Source organism: Nocardia sp. NRRL S-836 (genome assembly GCF_001279525.1).
Classification (GTDB): domain Bacteria; phylum Actinomycetota; class Actinomycetes; order Mycobacteriales; family Pseudonocardiaceae; genus Lentzea.
The window spans coordinates 1-8,158 of the sequence record NZ_LGDY01000166.1; the positions used below are offsets into that span (position 1 = coordinate 1).

Annotated in this window: 3 protein-coding genes and 1 pseudogene; 2 read left to right on the forward strand and 2 right to left on the reverse strand. The window is 71.4% G+C overall.

Going from position 1 to position 8,158, the window contains the following annotated elements:
* Positions 1–213: 213 nt before the first annotated feature.
* Together ADL03_RS43570 and ADL03_RS43575 are read right to left on the reverse strand one after the other, a co-directional pair.
* Entirely contained in the window at positions 214–2,472 is a 2,259-nt protein-coding gene (locus ADL03_RS43570; RefSeq protein WP_053739543.1) for an XRE family transcriptional regulator, read from the reverse strand.
* 234 nt (positions 2,473–2,706) lie between these two features.
* On the reverse strand, positions 2,707–3,438 hold the full coding sequence (locus tag ADL03_RS43575) for a DUF2625 family protein (RefSeq protein ID WP_053739544.1): 732 nt from the start codon (positions 3,436–3,438) through the stop codon (positions 2,707–2,709).
* Between the two features lie 396 nt (positions 3,439–3,834).
* On the opposite strand from ADL03_RS43575, the gene ADL03_RS43580 reads away from it, so the two are divergent.
* Positions 3,835–6,072 (forward strand): NB-ARC domain-containing protein, encoded by a 2,238-nt coding sequence (locus tag ADL03_RS43580; RefSeq protein ID WP_197289169.1) that lies wholly within the window; start codon positions 3,835–3,837, stop codon positions 6,070–6,072.
* A gap of 387 nt (positions 6,073–6,459) precedes the next feature.
* Positions 6,460–8,158, forward strand: a pseudogene (locus ADL03_RS43585) (hypothetical protein); the annotation flags it as partial.

The window sequence follows — 8,158 nt, forward strand, 5'->3', positions numbered from 1 at the left end:
CCCGGACGCTCATCCCGGAGGCGAGCGCCAGACCTGCCTGCGACAGACCTGCCGCCGTCCGCAGGCTCAGCAGGACCTCGCCGAACGTCGAACCGGATGTCGCGGTGCGGAAGACGCTGACGTCCTTCATCTCACTCATGTCAACCTTGACGAGCGACTAGTGTGGCATTCGAAACAGGGCCATTCGGGTGGAAGTCACCCGGTCGTCTTGACCTACTCCGCGGGCACCAGGGCGAGCTCCGCCTCCACCGCCTTGCGGTCACCGCGGCCGGTGGGGTCGTCGCAGAGTTCCAGCGCGCGCGTGAGGCACTCGCGTGCGCGCTGGAAGTCGCCCGCGTGGCGCCACGCCGTGCCTTCGCACACGAGCAGCTCCACCCGGCTGCGGTAGGTCGGCCGTTCCGTTCCGAACAGCCTGATGACCTCGTGGTACTGCTCGGCGGCCTCCTGCCAGCGTTCCAGGCCGGAGAGGCAGTCGGCGATGTTCATCCGCAGCAGCGTCATCGTCTTCCCGGCCAGCTCCTGGTTCGTCTCGCCGATCCGTTCGGTGGTCTCCGCGAGCAGCGGGGTGAGAAAGGCGAGCGCCTCGCCGAAACGGCCCGTCGCGAGCCGGATGCCGCCGCTCCCGATGTGCATCCAGAACCGGGTCTCGAAGAAGTCGTACGACTCCGACATCTCGAGCGCGAGGTCGACGTGCCGCTGCGCCTCCTCGGGCTCTCCGAGGGACAACAGCGGCCATCCCACCGCCGAGTGCGTGATCATGGCACCCCAGTGGTGGCCGATCTCCTCGGCGAGGGCCACCGTTTCGAGCAGGACGTCCCGCGCCCGTTCGCTGTCGCCCTGGTTCCAGTGGAAGCACGTTCCGTACTGGGAGAGCAGGTTGACCTCCGCCTTCTGGTCGCCCAGCTCCCTCGCGGCGCGCACACCGCATCCGAACACGTCGGTCCAGGGGTACATCGGCTCACGCCCGTGCGCGTAGTTGTACAGCGCCCAGGTGCAGTCGACCACCTCGCGGTACCGGCGGGCCTCCGTTGCCTGGCGCAGCACCGGGATCCAGGTGGTGGACTCCTGCTCCAGCCAGTCCTTCGCCTCGCCAGGGGAACGGAACGGGCTGTCCCGCGGCACGCCGACCGCCTTGGCGCGGAACAGCTCCGAGGCGGCGGTGGCCCTCCGCAGCACGTGGGTGAGGAGGGCGTCCCGCAGCTGTGCCCGGACGTCCTCCGCTTCCTCCGCCGCCAGTCGTTCCTGGGCGAACAACCGGACGAGGTCGTGGAACTGCAGCCGCATCCGTTCGGTCGTCACGGTGAGCAGAGATGCTTCGACCAGTTCTTCCAGCTGTGCCTCGACCTCCTCCGGGGAGACACCGGTGACGACCGCCGCGAGCTCCTCGCTGAAGTGGGCTCCGGGGATGAGGGCGAGCCTGCGGAACACCTCCTGCGCCGCGGGGCTGAGCCTGCGCCGCGACAGTTCGAAGGCCGGCCTGAGCCGCAGGTCACCGGCCGCGAGCGAGTCGAGCCGGCGGTGCTCGTCCCGCAGCTGTCCCGCCAGGTAGGACAGCGACCAGTGCCGGCGGGTGGCCAGGCGGTTGCCGACGATCCGCACGGCCAGCGGGAGGTTGCCGCACAGGCCCACCACCTCCCTGGCGGCGTCGGGATCGCCCAGCACGACGTCCTCGCCGACGATCGTGGTCAGCAGGTCGACGGCGCTCTGCTCGGCCAGCATGTCGAGCACCAGGCGCTGCGCCGGTTCCACACCCGCGAGCGAGCGACGGCACGTCACGATCGTGAGGCAGTGCTCACCACCGGCCAACAGCGGAAGCACCTGGGACTCGTCCGCGGCGTTGTCGAGGAGGACCAGGACGCGGCGGTCCCGCATCAACGCGCGGAAGAGCGAGCTCCGTTCAGCCTCTCCCGGCGGGATGCGGCCGGAGGGCACGCCCAGAGCGGTGAGCATCCGCTCCAGCGCGAGCGCCGCCGGGACGGGGTGATCGTCCACACCGCGGAGGTCGATCGCGAGGCAGCCGTCCGGGAACTGCACCTTCAGCCGCTCCGCGGCAGCCACGGCGAGCGAGGTCTTGCCGACACCCGGAGGTCCGATCACGATCGTGGTGCCCCCGGCTCGCGCGGCGCGGGACAGCAGGCCGAGCTCGTCGTCCCTGCCGACCAGCGCGGGCGCGGCGGGCAGGCCGTACAGCATCGTCGTGGTGCCGGACAGGCTGGACCTCCGCCTTCCCTCCCTGGCCAGCAGGAGGAACGACTCGCGTTCGTCGCCGGTCAGTCCCAGCGCGGTCGCCAGCAGCTCGGTGGACTTCTCCTGCGCGGCCGCCGCCCGTCCGTGCTCCAGCTCGCGCAGCGCGCGCACGCTCAACCCGGAGGCGAGCGCCAGCTCCCTCTGCGACAGTCCGGCCGCCGTCCGGTACCTCAGCAGAGTGTGGCCGAAGGACGGACCGGGTGTTTCCTCGCGCAGCTCCGTCACGCCGACCATTCAACCCGGTGGCCAGCGAGGTGCAAAGGGGCAGGGGAACATGCCCTTCTGATTCGACAACGGCATTCGAACAGCCGTACCGGTCCAGTGGTCTTGCGCCCGGCCGGTGATCAGGGTATGCGGTGTGCGGAGATCACAGCCCTTCGTGCTCGCGGCGTCGGTGCTCGAGCCGGCGGCGCGCTCGCCCGACCGTCCTGATTGGACAATGGGGCGCCGCCGCGCCGGTCACATCCGGACGGTCCCGAGTGCACCGGGGTGGGGGAGGCCGAGCCGGACGCAGGACGCCACGTGCTCGTCGAGGATCACCTGCAGGGGTGCCGGCCTGCGGACGGGGAGCGTGTAGCCCTCCTTGAACTCCGCCGACCAGGGGGCCGGGTGCACCACCATCCCCTGCCGCGGACTCAGCCCGGCGGTGTCGCTGCGCCACGTCGGCCACAGCACCTCGCGGTACTGCCCGGCCGCGCCGCCGTTCACGAGCCAGTCCAGCCAGTGGTCGTGATCCATCTCCGTGGTCTGCCACGTGAGGGTGCTGGGGCAGAAGTAGATGACGTCGCCCGGACGGCCCGGCCTGCCGGACGACCAGGGCTCGGGTCCGTTGAGCACGAACGCGCCGCCCAGCACGTCGTGCGCGACCACCAGTCCGGCCTCGGGCCGCCGGGCCGGATCGGCCGGCTGGGAGATGCGGTTCACCTCGGTGATGCCGGGGATGCCGTCCGGTCCCCCTCCCGATCCGCCGTAGACCCGCACCCACCTGTCGTGCAGCAGGATGCCGCCGGTGTTGAGGACGATCGCGCCCAGCCGGGACTCCGCCGTGATCCGCAGCTGCCGCAGTGCCGTCCGGCACGTGCCCGGATCGGGCTGGACCACCGTGGACCGGGTCAGGCTGCAGTTCAGGTCAGCGGCCAGCCACTCCCACACTGGGTCCTGCACGTCGGCGAGCTCATCGATGTGGTTCACGGCGTTTTCCGTTCTCGGCTCCTGCGGGGCTGCGGTGTGGCGCCCCGTGTTGTCGCGGTTGTGCACTACCGGCCTAGTGCGCGCTGGGATGTGGTGCAAGCGGGAGAACGGATTCCGCCCTGTTGCGCTGCGCAACGTGCTCTTTCGGCCTGTCTTCTGCCCGGTCGCGGCCGGAATGCGGCGGCGTGGTGGTGCCGTGGACGGGGCGGCCGGCATCGCCTGCTCCCGCTGCCCGGTTCTCGACGATCCGAAGTGGACAGCTCGGCTTGTTCGGGGAGAAACCTCCTCCCGGCTGCGGCCCGATCATCCCGCAGGAGGCGTTCCGACTGGTCCATCCGGGTTCCATGGTGCGGACACAACTTAGTAATAATACCTATTAGCAGCTATGTTGGCCTGGTGGGAGAGTCGGAGTGCGAGTCGACTTTTGGTGAGTTGTTGCTGGGCTACCGCCGTGACGCCGGGTTGAGCCAGCGGGGCCTGGCGGAGCGGTCCGGCATCAGCGTGCGTGCGTTGCGGGAGCTGGAGCAGGGCCGGGCTCGTGCGGCGCAGCGGCGGTCGGCCGAGGTGCTGGCGCTCGCTTTCGGGCTGGGCACCGTGGAGCGCGCGGAGTTCCTGCGGGTCGCGGAACAGGGCCGCAAGCGGGGGTCCTCGGCGTCGGTCGCCGGTGTCGCCGAGCTGCCGCCCCTGCTCGTGGACCGGGTGGGCAGGCGGCGGGACCTGTCGCGGTTGCGGGAGAGCATCCGCACGAGCCTGTCGGTGGCGATGGTCGGTCAGCCCGGTGTCGGCAAGACGGTGCTGGCGGCGTCGGCGGCGCACCAGATGCGCGACGAGTTCCCGGACGGGTGCCTGGCGGTCGACCTGCGCGGCGTCGATGAGCAACCGCTTCCCGTGCAGGTCGTGTTCGACCGGTTGCTGCGGGCGCTGGGCGTGGCGCCGGGCGACGTGCCGACGGCCGTGACCGAGCAGTCCGGCCAGTACCGCGCGGTGCTGCAGAAGCGGAAGGTGCTGGTGCTGCTGGACAACGCCGCGTCGGAGGTGCAGGTCCGGCCGTTTCTCACGACCTCTCCCGGTTGCCGCACCCTCGTGACGTGCCGCCGGACGCTGGCCGGCCTGGAGGGGGTGCGGTGGCTGCACCTCGACCCGTTCGACGACGGGGACGCGGAGGCGCTGCTGGAGGCCGTCGTCGGTGAGCGCCGGGTGCGGGCCGAGCCGGACGTGGTGGGTGAGCTGATCGAGCTGTGCGGGAACCTGCCGTTGGCGTTGCGGATCGTGGGCAACCGGCTGGCGAGCCGGCCGCATTGGTCGCTGCGGTACCTGGTGGACCAGCTGCGGGACGAGCGGACGAGGCTGACGGCGTTGTCCGCGGGGGATCTGCAGGTGCGCTCCGCATTCGAGGTGTCGTACCGGGGGTTGTCGCCGCAGGGCCGGAGGTTGTTCCGGCGGCTGGCCGCGGTGCCGGGTGCGGACTTCGGTGTCGAGTTGGCGCAGGTCGCCGGGAGCCTGACGGAGTCGGAGGCGTTCGAGCTGCTCGACGAGCTGGTCGACACGAGCATGGTGCTGGCAGGCCCCGTGCAGGGCCGGTTCCGCTTCCACGACCTGCTGCGGTTGTTCGCGCGTGAGCGCTGGGAGACCGAAGACGACGAGGCTGACCGGTCCGTGACGACGCAGACGGTGCTCGGGCACCTGCTGGACGTGGCGACCGCGGCGGGGAAGGCGTTCTCGCCGGAGAACGAGGCGAGCACCGTGTTCGCCTCGCTGGACGACGCACGGTCGTGGCTGGAGCAGGAACAGTCGAACTGGCTGGCCGCGTTCAGGGAGTCGGCGCGCATGGGGTGGCACCGCGAGACGGTGGAGTGCGCGCGGGCGATGCACTGGTACGCCGACGACGACCAGCACGGGGTCGAGTGGGCCGAGTTCTTCGCCACCGGGGTCGACGCGGCGCGCGCGTTGGGCGACATGGCTGCGCAGGCGCAGCAACGCAACCTGCTCGGACGGGCCCTGGCGACGGCAGGGGACCGCGAAGCCGCGCTGGAACAGCACAAGATCGCCCTGAGCTGCGCCGACGAGGCCGACGACCGGCTGGAGCGGGTGTGGGCGCTGACCCACACCGCCGCGGGCGAGTTCTCGCGCGGCGACCGCCGGGACGGTCTGGAACGCGCGCGGCAGGCCGTCGAGCTGTCCGCCCCGTTCGACTTCTGGCCGGTGCGGATGACGGTGCGCTGCCAGTTCGGTGTGTTGCTGCTGCTCGACGGCCGGCCGGCGAAGGCGCTGGCGGTGCTGGAGGAGCTGCTGCAGGACGCGGTGTGCCACAACCAGGACGGCGAGATGGCGTTGTCCCGCACGAGGTTGCTGGCGGTGTGCATCGAGGGCGTGGCCCGATGCCTGCACGCGGTGTGGCAGTGCGGCCGGGCGGCGGCGATGTTCGCCGAGGCGCGCGGCTTCCACGAGAAGGCGGGTGCCTCCGTGCACGCGGCGAGGGCCGCGCTGCAGGAGGGGCGCTGCCGCCTCGACGCGGGTGAGCACCAGGTCGCGGACACCCTGCTGCGGTGCGCGCTGGCCACGTTCGACGAGCTGTCGCTGCCGGAGCAGCGGGCCGAGGTCGAGGTGGAGCTCGCTCGCATCCCCGTGGGCTGAGGGGCGCCTGGCGGTCCCACGGCCGCGCTTCCAGGTGTGTTGAGGCAGGAAAGACTTCCTTTGTGGTTCCCGGTTGGGCCGTTCGTGTTGATCCCGTCTGCGGGAAATGGCTGTATTGCGGAACGACCGCGGTGCGTTTGGGTTCGTTCCGCGCATCGGTGACCAGGGAGGTGCTGGTGTCGATTTCGCGGCTCGAACACGTCGGGGAAGGGCTGCGGCACCCCGGTCGGCCGGTGCTCGCAGCGTCGCGGCGCCGCCCTTCAACTCCGTCTCTCCGTCCAGGGATCCGTTCCGTGAACCTCCTTGCCGCCTGCTCCGGCTTCCCCTTCGCGCACAGCGCCGTGCTGTCGCGACGGGCGAGCTGAGCGGCAGTCCGGAGTGGGCTGAGTGAACATCGAGTTCGATCCGACGTTCGACTGGCTGTGGATCCTCGTGGCGGGCCAGAAGGCCCCGAGGATCGACGTGGCGGCCACCCGCGCCCTCGCCCAGTACTGGGTCGAGAGCGGGCGCACCCTCACCGAGATGGCGAACGGCGTCCTCGGCCTGGTCGGCACCGTCGAGAACGCCATCGGCGGCGAGGCGGGCCGCGCGTTCCGCGGCCGCGTGACGACCGTCATCAACTCCGTTCCGAGCATCGTCGGGCTGGCCAACGAGCAGTCGACCAGCCTGCTGAAACTCGCGTTGAGCGTCGAGCAGTCCATCTACACCATGCTCATCGAGATCGCGTTCTTCGCGGCCTCGATCCTGTGGGCACTCGCGAGCCCGTTCACCGCACCCCTGGTGCCCGCCATGATCACCGCGGCCCGAACCGCCATCGAGAAGATCAGCGCGCAGCTGCACTGGGTGATCCGGCTGATCATGGAGGGCGTCGAGGAGGGCATCGACGAGATCGTCCAGGACGCGATCGCCCAGATCGCCCAGTTCATCGAGGGCAACCGCTTCGCCTGGGACGTCCGTAGCACCATCGTCGGCGGTGTCGCCGGTGCCGGTGCCGGCATCATCGCCGGCGGCATGCACATGGGCATGGGGGCGTGGAAGCCCAAGGTCGAGGACAACGTCATCTTCCACGGCACCAGCGAGGCCACCGCCGACGTCGTGGTCGGCGCCGCCGCCGCCGGAATCCTCGGCGGCAGCATGGACGACCTCTGGACCGGCGCGGCCGGTGGCATGTTCAGCGGTGCCGTGCAGAAGAAGGCCGGTGACGCGGGCGACGCCATCGAGGACCACCTGAAGGACACCGGGTACATCAAGCCGCCGCCGATCGGGACGATCGGCACGCCGGATGCCCCGGACATCCCGTCCGATGCTGCGGGGGGTGGTGCCGGGAAGGACGGGTCCGGGGCCGTGGTCGGGTCCGGAGCCGGTGGCAGTGGTGGTGGCGGCGGGGGTGCCGCTTCGGCCGGTGGGGTGCCTGGTGGTGGTGTGCCTGGCGGTGGTGTGCCTGGTGGTGGTGGGGCTGCCGATTCCGGTGGTCGGAAGGACGCTGCGGGTCCGCCGGTTGGGGGTGCGGCTGGTCCTGCGTCGGGTGATGGCGGTGGGAACCCCGGCGAGAGCACGGGTGGACGGCCGGAAGCGGGCGGCGGGGTACCTGGTGCCGGTGCGCCCGAAGCTGGTCTGCCCGGAGCTGGCGTCCCTGGTGCCGGTGTCCCTGGCTCGGGTGTGCCGGGTGCCGGTGTGCCTGGTGCCGGTCGAGGGACTGCCGATTTCGGCGGTCAGAAGGACACTGCGGGTCCGCCAGTTGGGGGTGCGGCCAGCCCGCCGCCGGGTGTGGGCGTCGTTGGCCGCGATGGCGGCGCGAACCCCGGCCAGGGCACGGGCGGCCGACCGGAAACGGGTGGCGGTGTGCCCGGTGGTGCCGTTCCCGGCGCGGTGACGGGAGGCGGCTCGACCGAGCACTCCGGCGGGTCGGGTGGCCAGCAGGTTCCGGGTGGCCAGCAAATTCCCGGTGGCCAACAGCCGGCTCCGGTGCCACCCGTCGTGGAAGCGCCGCAGACGCCGGGCGCGCAGACGCCGGGCGCGCAGACGCCGGGCGCGCAGACGCCGGGCGCGCAGACGCCGGGCGCGCAGACGCCGGGCGCGCAGACGC